The sequence below is a fragment of the Winogradskyella ludwigii genome (genome assembly GCF_013403985.1).
Classification (GTDB): Bacteria; Bacteroidota; Bacteroidia; order Flavobacteriales; family Flavobacteriaceae; genus Winogradskyella; species Winogradskyella ludwigii.
The window spans coordinates 1-18,768 of record NZ_JABFDF010000002.1; the positions used below are offsets into that span (position 1 = coordinate 1).

The 18,768-nt window shown below is 30.9% G+C and carries 22 protein-coding genes and 1 other RNA gene; 15 read left to right on the forward strand and 8 right to left on the reverse strand.

Going from position 1 to position 18,768, the window contains the following annotated elements; genetic code table 11:
* The first annotated feature begins 119 nt into the window (after positions 1–119).
* The 12 genes from HM981_RS05915 to HM981_RS05970 all read left to right on the forward strand — a co-directional run bounded on the left by HM981_RS05915 (position 120) and on the right by HM981_RS05970 (position 9,899).
* Positions 120–1,250: a helix-turn-helix domain-containing protein gene (locus HM981_RS05915; protein WP_179337695.1), complete on the forward strand. Its 1,131-nt coding sequence runs from the start codon at positions 120–122 to the stop codon at positions 1,248–1,250.
* A 366-nt stretch (positions 1,251–1,616) separates the two neighbouring features.
* A complete protein-coding gene (locus tag HM981_RS05920) occupies positions 1,617–2,381 on the forward strand; it encodes a hypothetical protein (RefSeq protein ID WP_179337696.1) in 765 nt (254 codons plus the stop codon).
* Between the two features lie 332 nt (positions 2,382–2,713).
* The gene (locus HM981_RS05925) at positions 2,714–3,163 is read left to right on the forward strand and encodes a DDE-type integrase/transposase/recombinase (RefSeq protein ID WP_317167170.1); all 450 of its coding nucleotides are present in this window, start codon (positions 2,714–2,716) and stop codon (positions 3,161–3,163) included.
* A 60-nt stretch (positions 3,164–3,223) separates the two neighbouring features.
* A complete protein-coding gene (locus HM981_RS05930) occupies positions 3,224–3,445 on the forward strand; it encodes a hypothetical protein (RefSeq protein WP_179337697.1) in 222 nt (73 codons plus the stop codon).
* 486 nt (positions 3,446–3,931) lie between these two features.
* Positions 3,932–4,906: a YHYH protein gene (locus tag HM981_RS05935; RefSeq protein ID WP_179337698.1), complete on the forward strand. Its 975-nt coding sequence runs from the start codon at positions 3,932–3,934 to the stop codon at positions 4,904–4,906.
* Positions 4,907–4,932: 26 nt separating this feature from the next.
* Positions 4,933–5,511 (forward strand): hypothetical protein, encoded by a 579-nt coding sequence (locus HM981_RS05940; protein ID WP_179337699.1) that lies wholly within the window; start codon positions 4,933–4,935, stop codon positions 5,509–5,511.
* A gap of 363 nt (positions 5,512–5,874) precedes the next feature.
* Positions 5,875–6,288 (forward strand): hypothetical protein, encoded by a 414-nt coding sequence (locus tag HM981_RS05945; RefSeq protein WP_179337700.1) that lies wholly within the window; start codon positions 5,875–5,877, stop codon positions 6,286–6,288.
* 231 nt (positions 6,289–6,519) lie between these two features.
* Entirely contained in the window at positions 6,520–7,218 is a 699-nt protein-coding gene (locus HM981_RS05950) for a cupin domain-containing protein (RefSeq protein WP_179337701.1), read from the forward strand.
* Positions 7,219–7,246: 28 nt separating this feature from the next.
* On the forward strand, positions 7,247–7,636 hold the full coding sequence (locus tag HM981_RS05955) for an RNA methyltransferase (RefSeq protein ID WP_179337702.1): 390 nt from the start codon (positions 7,247–7,249) through the stop codon (positions 7,634–7,636).
* A gap of 50 nt (positions 7,637–7,686) precedes the next feature.
* Complete coding sequence (locus tag HM981_RS05960; protein WP_179337703.1) at positions 7,687–8,784, forward strand: heparan-alpha-glucosaminide N-acetyltransferase domain-containing protein; 1,098 nt, start codon at positions 7,687–7,689, stop codon at positions 8,782–8,784.
* 44 nt (positions 8,785–8,828) lie between these two features.
* The gene (locus HM981_RS05965) at positions 8,829–9,281 is read left to right on the forward strand and encodes a hypothetical protein (RefSeq protein ID WP_179337704.1); all 453 of its coding nucleotides are present in this window, start codon (positions 8,829–8,831) and stop codon (positions 9,279–9,281) included.
* Between the two features lie 138 nt (positions 9,282–9,419).
* A complete protein-coding gene (locus HM981_RS05970) occupies positions 9,420–9,899 on the forward strand; it encodes a nuclear transport factor 2 family protein (RefSeq protein ID WP_246286156.1) in 480 nt (159 codons plus the stop codon).
* 116 nt (positions 9,900–10,015) lie between these two features.
* Here HM981_RS05970 and HM981_RS05975 read toward each other — a convergent pair whose 3' ends face one another.
* From HM981_RS05975 to HM981_RS06005, 7 genes are read right to left on the reverse strand one after another with little or no spacing between them, the layout of a single operon-like run.
* Positions 10,016–10,564: a 1-acyl-sn-glycerol-3-phosphate acyltransferase gene (locus HM981_RS05975; protein WP_179337705.1), complete on the reverse strand. Its 549-nt coding sequence runs from the start codon at positions 10,562–10,564 to the stop codon at positions 10,016–10,018.
* 43 nt (positions 10,565–10,607) lie between these two features.
* Positions 10,608–11,690: an iron-containing alcohol dehydrogenase family protein gene (locus tag HM981_RS05980; protein ID WP_179337706.1), complete on the reverse strand. Its 1,083-nt coding sequence runs from the start codon at positions 11,688–11,690 to the stop codon at positions 10,608–10,610.
* 35 nt (positions 11,691–11,725) lie between these two features.
* Entirely contained in the window at positions 11,726–12,355 is a 630-nt protein-coding gene (locus HM981_RS05985; RefSeq protein WP_179337707.1) for a CatA-like O-acetyltransferase, read from the reverse strand.
* Between the two features lies 1 nt (position 12,356).
* On the reverse strand, positions 12,357–13,064 hold the full coding sequence (locus HM981_RS05990) for an HAD family hydrolase (protein ID WP_179337708.1): 708 nt from the start codon (positions 13,062–13,064) through the stop codon (positions 12,357–12,359).
* Positions 13,055–13,783, reverse strand: coding sequence for a 3-deoxy-manno-octulosonate cytidylyltransferase (kdsB, locus tag HM981_RS05995; RefSeq protein ID WP_246286158.1), 729 nt, complete (start codon positions 13,781–13,783; stop codon positions 13,055–13,057). The genes HM981_RS05990 and kdsB overlap by 10 nt, the downstream gene beginning before the upstream one ends.
* A 51-nt stretch (positions 13,784–13,834) precedes the next feature.
* Positions 13,835–14,392 carry a DUF4126 domain-containing protein gene (locus tag HM981_RS06000; RefSeq protein ID WP_179337709.1) on the reverse strand — a complete coding sequence of 186 codons (558 nt, stop codon included), beginning with the start codon at positions 14,390–14,392 and terminating at the stop codon, positions 13,835–13,837.
* Positions 14,393–14,444: 52 nt separating this feature from the next.
* Positions 14,445–15,884, reverse strand: coding sequence for an ATP-dependent DNA helicase (locus tag HM981_RS06005; protein WP_179337710.1), 1,440 nt, complete (start codon positions 15,882–15,884; stop codon positions 14,445–14,447).
* 316 nt (positions 15,885–16,200) lie between these two features.
* On the opposite strand from HM981_RS06005, the gene HM981_RS06010 reads away from it, so the two are divergent.
* From HM981_RS06010 to rsmD, 3 genes are read left to right on the forward strand one after another with little or no spacing between them, the layout of a single operon-like run.
* Positions 16,201–16,923: a hypothetical protein gene (locus tag HM981_RS06010; RefSeq protein ID WP_179337711.1), complete on the forward strand. Its 723-nt coding sequence runs from the start codon at positions 16,201–16,203 to the stop codon at positions 16,921–16,923.
* 1 nt (position 16,924) lies between these two features.
* Positions 16,925–17,731, forward strand: coding sequence for a DUF3822 family protein (locus HM981_RS06015; protein ID WP_179337712.1), 807 nt, complete (start codon positions 16,925–16,927; stop codon positions 17,729–17,731).
* On the forward strand, positions 17,731–18,288 hold the full coding sequence (gene rsmD / locus HM981_RS06020; RefSeq protein ID WP_179337713.1) for a 16S rRNA (guanine(966)-N(2))-methyltransferase RsmD: 558 nt from the start codon (positions 17,731–17,733) through the stop codon (positions 18,286–18,288). The genes HM981_RS06015 and rsmD overlap by 1 nt, the downstream gene beginning before the upstream one ends.
* A gap of 65 nt (positions 18,289–18,353) precedes the next feature.
* On the opposite strand, the gene rnpB is transcribed toward rsmD, so the two are convergent.
* Positions 18,354–18,688: RNase P RNA component class A (gene rnpB / locus HM981_RS06025), an RNA gene on the reverse strand.
* Positions 18,689–18,768 lie beyond the last annotated feature (80 nt).

Genomic DNA, 18,768 nt, shown 5'->3' on the forward strand with positions numbered 1-18,768 from the left:
CTTCTAAACGGCTAAAAGAAATCTTTTGAACGTCTAAATATTAACCAAAAAGAGTCAACCTATATCAGTATAATACATCAACATTATTCATTCCTAGAATTCTATTCATAATTACGTAAATGGAAATTAACTATAACATTGTCAGTTTAATCGATATACTCGGGTTAGTTCAAGGTGTGTTTTTAGGCTTGGTATTAATAATCGAGGGCAGACGCATAAAACCCAAGCTTTTTTTAGGCTTATTTTTAATTGCGTATTGCGCAGAACTCTTAAACTCAATCCTTCACGATTTAAACATTCTTGAATCTGAACCTTGGTTGCTGTTTTTACCATTTAACTTTTTTTATTTAATACTTCCTTTATTCTATATATATGTTAAAGGAATTTCTAATATTAATTTAACTAAAAAGAAAATTGTACTCATCCTTTTGCCTGGAATACTAGAATTTATAAGTTATACAGTACTTTTTATGCTAAGTGTGGGTACAAAAGTAAAATTGCATAATTCAGAAAGTTTTTCTAATGTATTGTCTCTGATTGAAATATTATCATTTGCTTATTCAATATATTATATCTTTCTAACTATTAAATTCATTAATAAGCAAAAAACAAAAGTTGAAGAATTTTACTCAAATACAGAAGGAAAATTACTCACTTGGGCAAAGGGTGTTCTTATGTTTCTGTTTACCTTTCTGATTATTATATTGTCTTCACTTTTTTTAGAAGGAATATTTTATGTTGATTACATCTATCCAGCCATTTCAATAATTAATGTCGTTTTTATTTTCTGGATAGGGATTTCCGGTATAAAGCAGTCTAAGCTTTTTGTTACTAAAATCGCTAGTATTAAAAAGATAGACCATCAACAAAGTGATGTTAATGAAACCAATAATAGATTAAAAACTAATAATAAAGATCATTATGAAAAGTTAATTGCATTAATGGATGATGAAAAATTATTTTTAGAGCCCAATTTATCTTTAGCAGATGTGTCTTTAAAACTTAAAATAACGCAACGGAATTTATCGGAACTCATACGAGACGAGTCTGACAAAAACTTTAATCAATTTGTAAATCATTATCGAGTAGAAGAAGCAAAAAAGTTATTATTAGATACTTCAAACGATCATTTAAATATGTTAGGAATAGCTTTTGACTCAGGATTTAGCTCAAAAGCAACATTTTATAGTGTTTTTAAAAAACACACTTCCCTTACACCTACATCGTTTAAAAACAACACATTATCATAAAACTACACGAGTCTATAATTATGTAATAAGTCTAGAAAACGGTTTTCTAGACTCAACAAGCCTTTTTTAAGACTTAAAAAATAGTCCTTGGCCGTATCTTTGCACCAGCAAATCAAGAATTAGAATTATGAAGACTAATAAACTGACTTTGATGGTAATAATCTTTATCTGGATTCTTTTCATTTCTTGGGAATTACTTATAACAGAATGGAGTCTTATAAAAAACAAAGATGCATTTAGGGTAGACCTACTTATTATTTTTCCACTACTTCAGTTTATTACAATTTATACATTAATTAAAGTATTTAGTAAAACCAAAATAACAAAATAAATAATTGCGCAAAAGTGCGCTAAAAATTAAAAAAAATGAAAATTAAAAATTTATTTAAAACAGTAATTTGCTTATTAACTTTAAGCTTAACATTTAGTTGTTCTAGCGATGATGATTCTATGAATCCACCAACAGATAATAGTAGCTTTACAACTAATTCCAACACAGATTTTTTTATAAATTTTGATGGGACTGTAAATCTAATAGTTTCGGGAACTTTTCAAGAAGATAGTGGTTTTGGGACAGTAACAGACAGAGGTTTTGTTTATGGTACTTCATCTAACCCTGAAGTTGGTGCTAATAATACTTCAGGTATATCTGGTAGTAATTCTGATGCAACAGGCTATATAGAAAATTTAACAAGTGGTCAAACTTATTTTATAAGAGGTTATTTTGAATACAGTGATGGCACTTATTTCTATGGAAACGAGATACAAGCAAGTACTGATGTTGATGCGAGTACTAGTAGAAATGTTACTATAGATATAGAATCAGACGCGTTTTTAATTCAGACAGACTTTATCACAGTAACATTAAATATTAATAATGTTGTTAAAGAAATGCCTATAGAATTTGGTGTTGAATATAGTGTAAATAGCGATTTCACTAACAGTAGTACAAATGCAATTGAGAATTTTGATGGTATACATAACGAAGGTACTATTGTAATTACTAGTTATTCTGCTGTAGCAGAACCTCTAATGTCAGGAACTCAATACTATTTTAGGCCATACGTAAAATATGCTGACAATACAGTAACAAATGGCGGAACTAGTATAGCTAATTTCGCTACAAACTAAATAGAATAAAACGTTTGCTAACAACGTATATAAAAAATAGCTAATTAAGCGCAAATCATAATGGTTTGCGCTTTTTTAATATCTTTAGGCAAAGAGAAAAGTATTGAATACCTAAACGCTACTTTTCATATACAAGACCGTTGTGCAACATATGAACGATGAACTTTCCTGAAATAGGTTGACTAAAAATTAAACCATTAATTATAGTCACTTATGAAAACACAAAATGAACACTGGCGAAAAAAAAGCTACCAAAAAGCCACTTTAGAGACCAAACTTTTAGTCGTTGACCAAATCAAGTTTGGGCATCTGATATAACATACATTAGAACAATAAAAGGATTTTGTTATCTAGCTTTAATAACAGACATGTACTCTAGGAAAATAGTTGGTTATGACCTAAGTGATAGCCTAGAGCTTAAAGGATGCGTGAGAGCCATAAATAAGGCCATTTATCAAGCTAAAAACATTAAAGGACTAATACACCACTCTGATAGAGGAATACAGTATTGTAGCAACGTATACACACAAATACTCAAAAGAAAAAAGATAGATATTAGTATGACAGAGGAAAATCATTGTTACGAAAATGCGATGGCAGAACGTGTAAATGGCATCTTAAAAGATGAGTTCTATCTAGACCAAACCTTTGAAAACGTAGCACACGCAAAGAGAGCTGCAAAAAATGCAATTAATTTATACAACGAAATAAGATTACACTTATCTTTAGATTATAAAACACCAAATATGGTATACAAATTATCAGCCTACATTCAATTTTAACCTGTAGCCATATTTCAGGACTAGACATTGGCAAAAAGCAATCTAACTAAAACAAAAATTATGAAAAAAAACAATTTCTATTATTTTAAAAAAGCCATTATTTTGAGTATTCCAATTGCAGTATTTGTAATTGTTCGTGACTTATTTGATATTGGACTTTATGACATTTCTGCTATTATGAAAACATTTGCAAAAGGACTTTTTGTTGGAATTATAACTGGTGTCATTTTAGGGATTATAAATATTTTCGCAAAAGTTGAGACATTTATGAAAAAGAAATGAAACGAAAAATAGAGTTTTTAGCTTGTTTGTAAAATTGAAATCTGAACTGTAAGACTAAACCCGAATTGAATTAGGAGTAAGCAAGTTGCGGATTTGCTCACTCAATCGGAATTGAAAAGAATAATATTAATAAACTTAACAAATAAAAAATGATGAAATTATTACAAGGGTTTGGCTATTCTATATTATTTATTTTATTAGGAATTTATATTCTAAACACGAATGATTCAACTCTTGGAAAAATAATCGGAACAAGTTGTATTGTGTTTTTTAGTGGACTACTATTATGGGCAATATATAAAAAAACTAAAAATTCAAGTAAATAAGTTGCATCTCTAAAAAAAACAACGAAATGGCAATACCGTTATATGCTATTAAAAAAAAAGAAAACCTCATAAAAAAATTTAAAAAAAACTAACTTGCACAAGGTCTTTTTAATAAGAAGACATCTAAAATAGAATATATTAAATTAAAACTTATAAAGTTATGAAAATTAAACTAACATCAATGCGCTTTATTGCCTTATCCTTATCACTTTTTATAATGGCTTTAGGTTTAGAATCATGTAGTTCTGATGATAATTCGGATGCAGATGAGGAAACGGACAATTCAGAATGTGTTCAACAAGAATTGGCAGAAGGAAGTGGAGTTTGTGATACACAATTAGCTTTTGATTCATCTGTAACAATTAGTATTGATGGAACTGATAGGGTTATCACAACTAATAGTATTCCTGATCATTTAGTAGGAACCTTTATTAATGGAGATATTACCGAACAGAATGAAACTTATACAATAACTACAGATCCTGAACTTACAGGAAATTTAATTTCGCTAGAGGGCGATAATGGTCCTGAATATATTTTTGGTGTCTTATTAGATGGTGTTGAATTAGACCCTATTGCAGCTGAACCTTGGCCACATAGTGATCTTGGAGTTATGGATCCTGATGTAAATTGGGATTGGAATTTAGAAGCATTAAATGTTCCAATAGGTTTAGACTGTAACTACTCACATGTTCAACCTACTGGTAAATATCATCATCATGGTACACCAACATTATATGATTTAGTTGCAGATGCCGACGGAACTGAAATGGTACAAGTTGGATGGGCTGCTGATGGTTATCCTATTTATTATAAATACGCATACACTGATGCTGATGATAGTAGCTCTGCTGTTATAGAAATGACCTCAAGTTATGAATTGTTAACAGGCGATAGACCTGGAGATGGTGTATCGGCACCTTGTTCTGAGTACAATGGTGCATATTCTGCAGATTACGAGTATGTTGATGGACTCGGAACTCTTGATGAGGCGAATGGAAGAACAGGTGTAACCCCTGAGTTTCCTAATGGTACATTTTATTATATATTGACTGATGGTGATTCTTTTCCAAGTATCCCAAGATACTTTAGAGGAACACCTTCTGATGACTTCCAACAAGGGCCAGGGAATTAAAAAAAATCTTAAAAAACGAATCAAATATGTATAAATTATATTTATCATGTTTATTCTTTATCATGTGTATACCTTTTACGTATGCACATGATTCTGATATAGCTTATTTTGATATTACAACAGAAGGTACTCAAACTATAATTCATGCTGAATTTTCATGGAGTATTCGAAATGCCTTAATTGCATTCGATTCTAATTATAATAATGCTAAAACAATAGAAGATATTAATGACATATTTTTACGTTACACCAAAGAGAAGTTAAAAATTTTTGACACAAAAGACAAACAATTACATTTATTAAAAGTTGTTCTTGAAAAGAATAATGAAGAACATAACCATGCCACACGTTACACATTAATATTCGAGGGTTCAGATATTAGTAAAGTTTCAAATACCATGATGTTTGAACAGAGTAACTCTCAAAAAAACTATCATTGGTATGTAAACAAGGACGGAAAAAAGGAAGAAGCAATTACAGACAACACTGCTTCATCTTTTAATATCACCACAGAAACTGCTAGTTATTTAAAATATTATTTAATTGTTGGTGCAATACTGTTGTTAAGTTTACTGATTTTTTCTTTTAAAAGAAAGACAAGGTAAATTGTAATAAAATAGAATTTATGCTAACTATAGTAAAAGATTCTATTAATTTTTAAGAGCCAAATTAGATTGAAAATTATACTTGTGGAAAAAATCATGTTATGATATCTGTGAAATTGAATAAACTACTGATTAAACAGCATATAACACCGTGTATAATTAATTGCTTTTTTTAGATTACGTGTGAAAATTCCGCTGGAATTTTCTCAGGTTCGTTCAATTTTTGCTAAATTACTTGCTAAACCACGCAACTAATTTATACACAAGACCGTAAGCGTAACTTCAAAATCTATTCTTATAATTCTTAATTCAACTCAGAAGACCACAACCAGACATTATCAATTACACCTTGTTTAACACCTTATGAGAAATTTAACTATCATTTTAACTTTTATAACTCTATTCTTGAGCTGTACTTATGAAGAAGGCGGAATTAATGACGAAATGAAAACGAAACTTATTTCCTTTGGACAAGAAACAATTGGTTATGCTAATGCTGAAAATAATACGCATGGAAAAGTTATAGAGAAAAGGAATAATGGAATTTTGACTTTGACCTATTTTACTGAAGAAACGGGTTGTCCCCATTTTGAAGGAGGATACAAAATAATCAACAAAACTTTGACCCTTTATTATCAGGATGTGTATTTTCAACCTTTAAAATGCATTGATTTTTTTAAATTGGAATATAAAATAAAGGATGAAAATATTAATTATGAAAACATTAAAGTTGTAAGGCTAAAACCAATAAAAAAAGGATTAAGTGTTAAAGACTAAAAAAACAAACCATAAGTACATCAAAGCGCTCACTTCCTTTTTTAACTCAAAAGACCATAATCTCACATTATCAATTGCATCTTGTTTTTCATAATTTTTTCGAAAATTGAAAATAAAATAGTGATGATATTCTTAATTCTTAAAATCGGATTAAAAATAAAACAGGCATTCGCAATCCACATTTGATTCCACTATATTTAGATTAACTTTTATCTTAAAATCAAATATTTTATGAAACATATTATGCTTTCATGTACTGTAATTATTGGTGTTTTATTATCTAGTTGTGCCAATAAAACCGAACAAACCACAGTTGTAGAATCTAAAACAGAAATTAAAAAAGACGTAAAAAAAGAATTAAAATTTACCAATGCGCAATTCTATGATGCAGATGGAAAATTTTTAGAAGAAAAAGCAAAAGACGCTTTAATGGAAATGCTTGAATATCATAATTATCCAATTTTTGATGGTTTAAGAGAAAAAATATGGCTTACAGATTATAACCAAGGTAATTATGCCCAATTAGGTTTGGCTTCTGTAATGTTTGTGAATAATACAGAAGACAAATATATGCTAATGGATATCTTCTTATTACCCAATCAAATGCTTGGCGAACACATGCATTTTGCTGCCGAAGGTAATCCTGTAAAAATGGAAGGTTGGCAAGTAAGACATGGCAAAAGTTATATTGTAGGTATTGGAGAAAACAATCGTGATCAATTTCCGCAAGTTGTAGTCCCAAAAGAACATTGGGATGGTAAAGTTACCTCCAACTATATTATTGAAGCTGAAGAAGGTGATTTTGCGTCATTAGCAAAAGCGGAATCTCCACACTGGCAAATGGCAGGACCTGAAGGTGTGGTAATTACAGAAGTAGGAAATGTGCACACAAATTCTGGAGTGCTTAGATCTGACCCTAAAATGAATTAATACGATTTCCCTTAATAAAAAAACCTTCATGGCTTACGATGAATATTTAGCAGACCGAATTAGGCTTCAACTAAATGAAAAACACATACATTTTGATGAATTAAAAATGATGGGAGGTTTACTTTTTAAAGTCGATAACAAAATGCTTTGTCACATCCATATTAATAAAAATTATGGAGACAGCCTCATAATGGCTAGAATTGGAGAAGCGGTTTACCAAAACGAAATTGAAAAACCAGACTGCTTACCCATGGATTTTAGCCGAAAACCAATGAAAGGCTATATTTATATAACTCCAGATGGTTTTGATACCGAAAACGACTTGTCTTATTGGATAGACTTATGCTTGGATTTTAATCCGTTAGCGAACGCTGCTAAGTCTAAAAAGAAGCAATCTTCACAAAATAAAACGGAATAAAAACTCAGTTAATTCCTAAATAGTACATTTGCAGTCCAACCACTATTAATTTGAAAGTAAATCGTCTGTATTTTATTGATGCTGTAAGAGCATTTGCCATCTTAATGATGTTGCAAGGTCATTTTATAGACACACTTTTAGATGCCTCCTATAGAGACAGCAGTAATACTGTTTTTAAAACTTGGGAATATTTTAGAGGGATTACAGCTCCGACATTTTTCACCATCTCTGGTCTTATTTTTTCTTACTTATTAATACGTGCAAAAAACAGCGGAAATATAAAGAAACGTATGCGCAAAGGATTCACGCGAGGGCTTATGCTCATTGGAATTGGCTACTTACTTCGTGTTCCGCTTTTTGAATGGCTTATAGGAGAATTTAACGATTACTTTCTTATTGTTGATGTTTTACAATGCATTGGTTTATCTCTAATATGTATTGTTATTATCTATAGAATTACGTGCAAAAAGACCTTAATTTTTTCCCTGTTAATGCTCATCTTAGGCATAGCCATCTTTGTAACTGAACCGCTTTACAGATATTTAGAATTACCACATATTCCTTTAGGACTCTCTAATTATTTTAGTAAGGCTAATGGATCTGTTTTTACTATAATTCCTTGGTTTGGCTATGTCGCGTTTGGAGCTTTTATTTCGACGTTATTTTATCGTTATGTGGAACGTCCTAAGTTTAAAATAGCCATTGTGTCTGGATTTTTTGTCTTTGGTATTTCTCTCGTATTTGGGTCGTCTTGGTTACTCATGAAACTGTATCACGTTTTTGATATTTCAATTTGTAAAGACGTTGCTTATTATAATTATTTATTCACTAGACTTGGAAATGTTTTAGTTTTATTTGGGTTATTCTATTTGGCAGAGGATTATATAAAGCAGCCTTTAGTTCTAAGAATAGGGCAAAAAACCTTATCCATTTACGTGATTCATTTTATTATCATTTACGGTAGTTTTACAGGTCTTGGCTTACACCAACTTATTGGTAGAACTCTAGAACCTTGGCAAGCAATACTTGGTGCTTTAGTTTTTCTTACCACAGTTTGTTTTATTTCATTTTATTATGGAAAAACCAATGCTTTTGTCTATTCTAAATTACAGAAGATCATGGATAAGATTAAAAAGTATACGCATTAATTGCAGTAACTTTATTTATTTTTAAATTATAAAATATTTTCGATATGAAGATTTACCAATTAGCAACCTTAGTTATTCTATTAAGCTTTCTATCTTGTAACAGAATAGCGACGAAGACAAAAGAAGGAATTAACAAAGGAGGAGAAGTTGTTGGAGAAAGTGCGACTGAGTTTTTTGAAGGGGTTTCTGAAGGTGTAGACAAGACATTAGAGTGTAAGATTACCCTTTCTAAGGATTTACAAGAAAATGGTTTAAAAACTGGTGTTTATGATATTGACAGTCATTCTAGCAGTAAAAATAATAAACTCACGTTATACCTAATATTTGATAAAGACCTGAATAAAGAAGTAATTGCCAAAGCATATAATAAATCTGGATTAGAAATAGGAAGAGCCAAAATTTTAATTAATGGTACAAAAGGCGAAGCAAATTATTATGATTTTCTGTTTGACGAACGCACTGATATTGGTTTTAGAAACAAAATTACTATTGAATAAAAAAGCCACCTAATTAAAGATGGCCTTTTCCTTTTCATGACAATTAAATCCCATTCAAATAAAAGAATAGTTATCAATAGCACTTTACTTACGTAATTTTGATATTTATGGTTTTATAACTCTTAAAATAATTTGAACATGATGACACTTATTATAGAAAAATTTTACACAGCTTTAAACAATAGCGATGGTCCAACTATGGTGTCTTGTTATCATGACGATGTTGTCTTTAAAGATCCTGCCTTTGGTATTTTAAAAGGAGAACGTGCCAAAGCGATGTGGTTAATGCTCTGTAAGTCTCAAAATGGAAAAGGGTTTAAAGTTGAATTCTCAGAAATAAAAGCCAATGACACCATTGGTTCTGCACATTGGGAAGCGTTTTATACGTTTAGTCAAACAGGTAGAAAAGTACATAACAAAATTGATGCTTCATTTAAATTTAAAGATGGTCTAATTATAGAACAGACTGATGAATTTGATTTACACAAATGGGCAAAACAAGCTATGGGAATTAAAGGTATATTTTTTGGTGGTATGCAATTCTTTAAAAATAAACTACAAGGAAAAACCAATGCGCTTTTAGATCAGTTTTTAAAAGAAAAAAGCCATCTAAATTAATAGATAGCTTTTTTTATAATATTTAATTTACAATGTTTCTTTTTAGGGACTCAGAGTTTACTTTATGTTTCATCGCACTTTATATAAATCAAATCTTGTGCCACAAATCATAGTATCTAGCTATATGCTTTTACTTTTCCTTCAACTCCTTTAAAAAAAGATTTCATAAATTTAAAATCGGCTTCTACATTGTCTGTAGGATAGAAAGGTTCTGATATTTTATTTTGCTTATTTTTAAAATCGAACGTGTACATAATAATAGGAACGTTGGCTTTTTTAGCAATATAGTAGAATCCTGTTTTCCATTTATCTACTTTTTTTCTCGTTCCTTCTGGTGATAATGCCAGTCTAAACTCGTCTTCGCCTTCAAAAAACTTTGCAATAGACTCTACTTTGTTTTGTCCGGAAGTTCTATCTAAAGCTTTTCCGCCTACAGCTCTAAAATAATAACCAAATGGCCATGTAAAGAGTTCTTTCTTTCCAATAAAGTTAGTATTGAGGTGAGTCACTTTTCTTAACAAAAGGGATATGTAGAAATCTGCCCAACTTGTATGAGGAGCTGCTATTATAACCGCTTTTTTAACGGTGTCTTGAGAAAAAGTAGTGTTTCCAACAACTTTCCAACCTAATAACTTAAAATAAATAAATTTAGCTAACCAAAGCATCTACAACTATTTGATTTATAAGGTTAAAAAACATGAATTAGAATTACATCTTTTTGTAAAGGTCCAGAAGTTTTTGTCTGGTCATAATGGTTTTCCAGTTTTTACCAATGGCATTTTCCCAAAGCGGCTCTAAACTTAACGCCACATCGATCATTTTATCAAATTGATCTTGATCTAAATTAGCACAAATACCTTGAGGTAACTCAATATTGTGTTTGGCCTTCATTTGCTTAAAAATAGCAACACCTTCAGGATAATAATCCTCCAAGTGATCAAATACAATACAGTTACCAATACCATGCTTAACACCCAATAAATAGCCTAAACCGTAACTTAATGCGTGTGCAACACCAACTTGAGAATACGCAATACTCATTCCGCCGTGCCATGATGCCATCATTAACTTATCTTGAGCCTCTTCTTTGCTTAAAGTATCTTCTAAAAATATTTCTTTACAAAGCTCAAATGCTTTCTCTCCATAACTCTGACTGAAGGCATTTAAATATGTTCCTGTTAAAGATTCTACACAATGTACAAAGCAATCCATACCTGTATAAAACCATTGATCTTTTGGTACATCTTTAGTTAATTCTGGATCTAAGACTACTTGATCAAAAGGTGTAAAATCACTATTAATTCCTAGTTTTCTTACAGGACCTGTTAAAATCGTAGTTCTAGATACTTCTGCTCCTGTACCAGAAATTGTAGGAATACCAACATGAAAAATAGCTGGTTGTTTAATTAAATCCCAACCTTGGTAATCTTTAGACTCTCCTTTATTAGTAAGCATTAAAGACACCGCTTTTGCAACATCTAAAACAATACCACCTCCGATACCAATAATACCAGATGGCAGTTCGCTATACTCAAGGATAATATCTTCTACCAACTGATCTATTTGATCTGTTTTAGGCTCTTCTAATGTAGGAACATATATAATTTTGTCTTTGTAAGACAATCGTATTCTAGACGTTAACCAATGATTGCCCTTAAAGACATCATCAACATAAAATATAAATGGTGCATTACGTCCTTTGCGTTTTGGCGCGAGAATTTCATCGAGTTGATTGAAACTTCCACGTCCGAAAACTACTCTGGACACCATTGGATAATTTTTGTATATCATTTACTTTATATCTTTAACAAAAATAACAACTTAGTTTAGATTTCTTGACTATTTAAATGAAATTGTAATCTTTCATTAAAAAGTCCAACATGGTAGCCATCTACCAAGGCATGATTAACACTTATTGCTACATGCATTTCTTTTTTTGATCCTATACTTTCCATTTTACTAAAAGCTAATTTTGGTATGGAATCTTTTTCACCTTTAAACGGTTCTTTGTGACCTGTAAAATTAACCCATGGCAACGATGAACAATGTACGCAATCCATTGAATTTTCAGGCGGAAACAAATCATTTGAATTAAATACTCTTTCTTTTTCTTCTAAAAAATTAGCTTGAAATTTAAGAATATCTTCATCATATTTCACAAACGTGAATCCAAACGTTTTATTTGGTCTTAATATCGTTGGAGAGGCATGAATAGTATCAAAAACAACAACCTCGTTAGCGTCGTTTATTCTGTATTTTAAATTCTCTACGTCATTTACAGCACTCATAGTTGCATGCAAATAAGTCACAAAAAAAGACACCTCGTGCAAACGAGAAAACTCGTAAGCTTTAGTGACATCTACCTTTATAGTAACTCCAAAATAGGGATCATTAAATGTATTAAAAAACTCAAAATGAGCTTGTCTATTCCAGGTATGTTTATCTAATATTTTCAAATTACGAATTAAAAAAACTTAAAATTTCCGTTAAATTCTCTACCGTTTTATAATCCGATCCATTAGCTTCTTTTTTTGATACGGTTTCATGTTGCCAAGTGGTATGAAATGGCACATGAATGGCCTGAGATCCAATTTTTACTAATGGTAAAATATCAGATTTAAGGGAATTACCAACCATTAAAAAAGCTTCTGGCTTAATATCTAATCGTTTTAATAAGTGTTCATAATTAGTATCATGCTTTTCACTTAAGACTTCAATATGATGAAAATATTTTAACAATCCTGATTTTTCTAATTTTCGTTCTTGATCTAATAAATCGCCTTTTGTAGCTACAATTAACCTATAATCTTTAGACAATACTTTAAGTACCTCTTCTACTCCATCGAGCAATTCAATGGGTTTATTAATCATGTCTTTACCTAGAACTAGTATTTTAGAAATGACATCATTAGAAACTGTTCCATTGGATAAATCCACAGCCAATTCAATCATAGATAATATAAAACCTTTTACTCCATAACCGTATGTTGGAAGGTTTACAATTTCCATTCTAAATAGCTCTTGGTCTATTTTATTTGGCGTCTCGTAATGCGATAATAGTTGACCAACTTCTTCTTCAGCTTCTCTAAAGTAAGTTTCGTTAACCCATAACGTATCATCTGCATCAAAACCAATGACTTTTATGTTGCTGTAATCTACTTCCACAAACGCTTAGCTTTTTCTAAATCTTCTGGTGTATCTATTTCTACTCCTTCTATTTTGGTTTCGACCATTTTAATACGTTTTCCGTATTCTAAATATCTGATGCATTCAATTTTCTCTGAAGCTTCAAGAAACTGCATTGGTAAAACGGTAAATTCTAATAAAGCTTCTTTTCTAAACGCATAAATTCCTTTATGTTTAAAGTAACGGGTTCCTACATTTTTATCTCTTGGAAAAGGAATTGGACTTCGGGAAAAATATAACGCAAAATTTTGCTGATCTACAATAACTTTAACCGTATTGGGATTACTAATTTCTTCCCAATCGCTAATTTCTACCATTAAAGAGGCTAAATCTATTTCTTTGTCTTTATCCGCTTTAAAGACTTCAACAACTTTTGCCAGACTTTCACGTTCTGTAAAAGGCTCGTCTCCTTGCACATTTATTACTATATCGCAATCTATATGAGCAACAGCTTCCGCTATTCTATCACTTCCAGATTCGTGTTCTTTAATGCTCATAATAGCTTTACCACCATTATTTACAATCTCATTAAAAATGATGTCACTATCTGTAACCACGTAGACTTCACTAAATAATTCAGTGGCAACTGTGGCTTCATATGTTCTTAAAATAACGGATTTTCCTGCTAAATTTTGCATCAACTTACCTGGAAATCGCGACGCACTATAACGTGCAGGAATCATGGATATAATTTTCATCTCTATAAAATGAGTTCAGATTCAAAAATAAGATTTAAAAGCCGATTTCGATCAATTTCCGCGTAACTTTTTATAGAGTTTAAAAACCATATAGAATATAAAGAAGACTAAAATAATAGCCAGTATTGGTAAAAATATAGAGACTATGGACATTACTATTGAGGTTCCGGTTTCTATTGTTGAAACTATTGGATTTCCAAAACCTGCTGTAGATACTGTAGAGCCTAATCGTGTTGCACTTGCAGAACTTTTTACAGCTGCTGCTGTGCCTCCACCTGCAATAATCGCTAATGCCCAAGTTATAACAGGACTTAAATCTGCAACCGTCGAGACCATAACTGCAGTACCTGCAATAGTTGCCAATGGAATAGCTATGGTATCTAAAAAATTATCAACCACAGGAATATAATACGCTACAATTTCTACTATAGTTGCTATGCCCAACGTAATAACAGCTGTTACACTGCCAATCCATTGCCAAGATTCATTAAGTTCCCAAACATTAAAATAGGCTGCTAAACTTAACGCGAACAAAGGTAAAAACACTCTAAAACCTACTGAAGCGGAAAGACCGATACCTAAAAATATACTTAGTATTGTTTCTGTCATATTTATATAGATTAATTAGACTTTTAGACTTTTAGACTTTTAGACTTTTAGACTAAAAATCATTCTTTTCAACAAACATCTCATCCTTAAAGCCTATTAAATAGAGTTTATCCTTCGCTCTAGTAATCGCTGTATATAACCAACGTATGTAATCTCTATCCATACCATTTGGTAAATACGGTTGCTCTACAAAAATGGTATTCCACTGTCCACCTTGAGATTTATGACAAGTTATAGCATAAGAAAACTTGACTTGTAAGGCATTAAAATACTTATTATTCTTAACGCCAAGGAAGCGCTTGTATTTTGTTTCACCTTCATAATCTTTAGAAACCTCTTGGTATAAGCGGTTAGATTCTTCATAACTGAGTGAAGCACTTTCTACATCAATTGTGTCTAACAGTAAAACCGTTTCAAAAGGTTTCATATTAGGATAATCTACCAATCTCAGTTTTACTTCGGCAAATCTAAAACCATATAATTCTTTAATGCTGAAAATCTCGAGCACTTCAATGATATCGCCATTAGCAATAAATCCAGCTTCGCTTGCAGGCTTCAACCAAAAATAATTATTCTTAACCACCATTAAATAATCGCCAGCAGACAATTCTGATTCATTAAATAAAATACGTTGCCTTATTTGTTGGTTGTATGCATTTGCACGCTTGTTACTTCTAACAATAATAGCGGTTTCTTCGTAACCATCTGCACTGTATGCATCGTTAATAGCATCCATAATTTCATAACCGTCAATTAAACGTACACTATCTGTAAATCCGTTTAAATCGAATTTAAAACTCTCATAAAAGTTAGATTCTAAAACGGCTCTTAATTCTGTTGCGTTGCTTAAAATACCGGAATCTTGTTCTTGTCTTACAACTTCATCCAATTCTATTCCTACAACATCTTTATTATAGTTTAAACTGAGTTTGTTTTCATCCAAGGCTGGACTTAAATCTGATTTTACAGGTGGTAATTGCGCTTTATCGCCAATTAATAATAATTTACAATTATGACCCGAATATACATATTGCATTAAATCATCGAGAAGCGAACTGCTATCAAATGCTTTTGTATCTGATGGTGTATCCGGAATCATAGATGCTTCATCAACTATAAAAATTGTGTTTTTATGCTTGTTAGGTTGCATCACAAAATTAACTCCTCCTCCTTTATCTTTTTTAGGAAAATAAATCTTCTTGTGAATGGTAAAAGCTTCTTTTTTTGAATAATTTGAAATGACCTTAGCTGCTCTTCCTGTCGGTGCTAATAACACGGCACTTTGCTTTACTTGCCATAAATTTGATACAATTGTACCAATAATACTCGTTTTTCCGGTACCTGCGTACCCTTTTAGTAAATAGATTGAATTTTTATTAGTATCAAAAATAAATTGAGACAATTGCATTAACACCATGTCTTGTTTAGACGTTGGTGCAAAAGGAAATTTAGATTTTAAAAGCGAATAGAATGCAGAAGCATTAGAAATCATATACAGAACTGATTTAAAACATTTTAAATTGATTATAGCTGATATTTACATTCAATTATTGTCTTTTTTACGATATTTCACCCTTTTTAATTGGTCTAAAAAAACCTTTAATTAATTAAAAAAGAATATATTTTATAACGTGTAAAAAAGTGGAAATCAACTCAAAATAAATATATAGCAAGATACTATTATTCTCTATTTTTAGAGGCCATATTCAATTAAGTTGTATTTTTTTAATTAATTTTATTTAGATAGTTTTAAGCAACAAAAAAAAATTGTAGATTTGCGATAGACCTTAACTAATAAAAATGTATCTATGGTAATTTTAGCAATTGTATTAATTATAGTATTGACTATAGTGATTGTGTGGGTAATTGATAAATTTGTTCCGAAGAAAATAAAGCCGGTAATTAATATATTACTTTGGATTTTAATTATTTTCTTAGGTTACACAACTTATATGTCTGTATATAAAGAAATACAGTTTAATGAATTAAAAGAAAAACGTTTTTCTGTTGTTATTGATAGATTAATTGACATTAGAGATTCTGAATTAGCCTATAAAGATGTTAACGGATCTTACACAGACAATTTTGATAAGCTTATCAAATTTGTAGAAACAGGAAAAGTGCCAATTACACAAAGACGTGATACTTTAGTTTTAGATGAAGAGCGCACCAAAGCATTTGGTGGTGTAGAAACCATGAAAACTATTACATTAATAGATACGCTAAGTTATTACTCTGTAAAAGATTCTCTTTTTAAAGGAAGTGATCGTTACAAAAAAATGATGGATGTTACTGTTGGTAAAGAAGGTGCTAAGTTTGTTCTTAAAGCTGGAAAATTAGATGAGTTTTCAGTATTTGAAGCAAGCGTAGATAAATCAATTGTTTTAGATGACCAAGAGCCTTACTTAGTAGAAAAAGAAAAACAAGTAGTATCTGTTGACGGTGTTAACGGTCCGGCTTTAAAAGTAGGTTCTATGGAAGAAGTGTTCACTAAAGGAAACTGGCCAAAAAGCTACACAAATAAAGAATAGTTTGAAAATAAACGATATTAAAGAACTGTCCATTCAAATTAATTTGAATGGGCTTTCTTTTTGTATATTAAATAGAACAACCAACACTATTGAATTTCTCAAAACTATTCCATTTGAACAAAAACTTACACCTATTGATGTTCTTAATGAGTTAAAAGCAGAATTAAGTAGTAACACGGTTTTCTCTGGAGACTTTAATTCAGTGATTGTAATTCATCAAAATGAATTAGCAACATTAGTTCCTAAAAATCTATATGATGCAGAACATAAAGTCGATTATCTAAAATTTAACTCAAAAATACTTAGAAACGATTTTATTACTGAAGATGAAATTGCTATAAATAATAGTGTAAATGTATACGTACCCTATGTAAACATTAACAACTACATCTTTGAAACTTTTGGAGAGTTTGTTTACAAACATTCATCTAGTATACTAATAGATTCCATTTTACAAGATTCCAAAACGTCTGAAGACTCCGTAGTTTACATCAATGTAAATACAGATACGATAGAATTAATAGTGGTAGAAAACAATAAACTTCAACTGTTTAATGTGTTTAACTATTATAGTAAAGAAGATTTTATCTATTATGTTTTATTCGTTTTCGAACAATTAAAACTCAATGCAGAAACCACACATATACAGTTAAGTGGCAATATTATAATCGGAGATGACTTATATGTAATTCTCTATACTTATGTAAGAGATGTGACTTTTATAGAAAGAGCTTATGATTTTGTAATAGCTGCAGAAATAGACAAACGCTATTCTCACCAACACTTTTTAATTTTAAATTCCTTTTAATGCGTATAATATCTGGATTGTATAAAGGCAGACGTATAACTGCCCCTAAAAAATTACCTGTAAGACCAACTACAGATATGGCTAAGGAAGCCCTTTTTAATATTTTGAACAATCAATATTATTTTGATGACATTTCTGTGTTAGATTTGTTTTCTGGAACTGGTAATATTAGTTATGAATTTGCATCAAGAGGAGCAGAAAACGTTACTGCTGTAGATGCTAATTTTGGTTGTATTAAATTTATAAATGAAACAGCCGAAGATTTTGACATGACCATTACCACTATTAAAAGTGATGTTTTTAAATTTTTAGAAAAGTCTAAACAAAAGCACGATATCATTTTTGCAGATCCTCCTTATGCACTTGAATTGGATGCCTTTTCAAAAATCCCAGAATTAGTCTTTAAAAATGAATTATTAGAAGACAACGGCATATTGGTTGTAGAACACTCAAAACATACCGATTTGAGCCAATTACAATATTTTGCCTATTCTAAAGGTTATGGAGGTAATATGTTTAGCTTTTTTGAACGACCAACTTTAGAAGCCGTAAAATAAAGCACAACGATACATCAAAAACACTATAACAAAACAAAGCTCTTTGAACTATCAAAGAGCTTGTTTGTTTAAGTAAATCTATAAGCCGAATTCTGTACGTTTTCTTTTCATGAAATGAATTCCTAAAAAGAAAAGCCCTTATCATTTATCTACGCTTACTGTTGCCAGCAAACTTTAGCTGCCTACCCTCTAACAATCGCGCGTGTACGCTCAAACGTTAGTATACATGACATTGCACCACATAGAGTTTACCTGGTTTCACTACAGCATTACCTGTACATACTTTCTGTTGCACTTTTCCTCACCTTTCGATGGGTGGCTGTTAGCCACTATGATTGCACTATGGTGTTCGGACTTTCCTACCCTAAATAAATTTAGAATCGATAAGGCGATCTACTTGTTGCAAAAGTACATAAATTGTTAATAACTCATCTTAAATTTTAATTCATATAAACAGCTATTAATTGGTTATTCTTAAAT

What these genes read in the sequence shown, in the direction of transcription:
- HM981_RS05955 (WP_179337702.1), top strand. Translation starts at nt 7,247, where the DNA reads ATGGCTTACGATGAATATTTAGCAGACCGAATTAGGCTTCAACTAAAT.
- HM981_RS06010 (WP_179337711.1), top strand. Translation starts at nt 16,201, where the DNA reads ATGGTAATTTTAGCAATTGTATTAATTATAGTATTGACTATAGTGATT.
- HM981_RS05920 (WP_179337696.1), top strand. Translation starts at nt 1,617, where the DNA reads ATGAAAATTAAAAATTTATTTAAAACAGTAATTTGCTTATTAACTTTA.
- HM981_RS06000 (WP_179337709.1), bottom strand. Translation starts at nt 14,392, where the DNA reads ATGACAGAAACAATACTAAGTATATTTTTAGGTATCGGTCTTTCCGCT.
- HM981_RS05970 (WP_246286156.1), top strand. Translation starts at nt 9,420, where the DNA reads ATGATGACACTTATTATAGAAAAATTTTACACAGCTTTAAACAATAGC.
- HM981_RS05935 (WP_179337698.1), top strand. Translation starts at nt 3,932, where the DNA reads ATGAAAATTAAACTAACATCAATGCGCTTTATTGCCTTATCCTTATCA.
- HM981_RS05915 (WP_179337695.1), top strand. Translation starts at nt 120, where the DNA reads ATGGAAATTAACTATAACATTGTCAGTTTAATCGATATACTCGGGTTA.
- rsmD (WP_179337713.1), top strand. Translation starts at nt 17,731, where the DNA reads ATGCGTATAATATCTGGATTGTATAAAGGCAGACGTATAACTGCCCCT.
- HM981_RS05930 (WP_179337697.1), top strand. Translation starts at nt 3,224, where the DNA reads ATGAAAAAAAACAATTTCTATTATTTTAAAAAAGCCATTATTTTGAGT.
- HM981_RS05950 (WP_179337701.1), top strand. Translation starts at nt 6,520, where the DNA reads ATGAAACATATTATGCTTTCATGTACTGTAATTATTGGTGTTTTATTA.
- HM981_RS05965 (WP_179337704.1), top strand. Translation starts at nt 8,829, where the DNA reads ATGAAGATTTACCAATTAGCAACCTTAGTTATTCTATTAAGCTTTCTA.
- HM981_RS05940 (WP_179337699.1), top strand. Translation starts at nt 4,933, where the DNA reads ATGTATAAATTATATTTATCATGTTTATTCTTTATCATGTGTATACCT.
- kdsB (WP_246286158.1), bottom strand. Translation starts at nt 13,783, where the DNA reads ATGAAAATTATATCCATGATTCCTGCACGTTATAGTGCGTCGCGATTT.
- HM981_RS06005 (WP_179337710.1), bottom strand. Translation starts at nt 15,884, where the DNA reads ATGATTTCTAATGCTTCTGCATTCTATTCGCTTTTAAAATCTAAATTT.
- HM981_RS05975 (WP_179337705.1), bottom strand. Translation starts at nt 10,564, where the DNA reads ATGCTTTGGTTAGCTAAATTTATTTATTTTAAGTTATTAGGTTGGAAA.
- HM981_RS05945 (WP_179337700.1), top strand. Translation starts at nt 5,875, where the DNA reads ATGAGAAATTTAACTATCATTTTAACTTTTATAACTCTATTCTTGAGC.
- HM981_RS05980 (WP_179337706.1), bottom strand. Translation starts at nt 11,690, where the DNA reads ATGATATACAAAAATTATCCAATGGTGTCCAGAGTAGTTTTCGGACGT.